Here is a 594-nt window from a genome sequence, read left to right as displayed (position 1 = left end):
TTAGAAAACCTAGAAAGCATTCCAGGCTTTGCACAGACCACTGCTGTCAGAGTTTTAGCAGAGTTAGGAGATTTACGCAGATTTAGTAATCCTAATAAAATCAATGCTTTTATCGGAATTGATCCAGGCAGATATCAGTCAGGAGAAATGGACTCTAATTTAAGTATTACTAAACATGGCAATGCAGTCGCACGTAAGTTGCTTTATCGAGCTATTGGACAAATTGATAATGCAGCTAAGACAAATCCGTGTCATATAGCAGATTATTATGAAAGCAAAAAGCTATCCTCTCAAACCAAAGGGTTCAAAAAGATAGCTATTGCTTCAATTCATAAACTAATCAGAACCATTTATGCTCTGATTATCAATGATCAACCATATGATTACAACGTAGCCACACATAATCAAAAAGACTTTAGTTGTAATTAATTGATCAAGTACATTATAACGCTAAGCCCAAAAATCAGATATGGATCTGGGCTTATTTGTCGTGTCTAACTAAAAAAATAAATCGACACTAAAAGATGTTTAAGTTGAAATTTAAACAAAAAATGAAGCCAAACTTCTTATTATGCTTGACTTTACGTAGAAAAA

General features: G+C 33.3%; 1 protein-coding gene. It reads left to right on the top strand.

Annotation, left to right across the window (positions count from 1 at the left end; translation table 11 throughout):
* On the top strand, positions 1–429 hold a 429-nt coding region (locus tag CP366_RS10355; protein WP_143469309.1), incomplete at its 5' end, for a transposase.
* Positions 430–594: the final 165 nt, after the last annotated feature.

The sequence above is a fragment of the Lactobacillus sp. UMNPBX15 genome (assembly GCF_002553785.1).
Taxonomy (GTDB): Bacteria; Bacillota; Bacilli; order Lactobacillales; family Lactobacillaceae; genus Lactobacillus; species Lactobacillus crispatus.
This window is presented reverse-complemented; position numbering and strand designations above follow the sequence as displayed.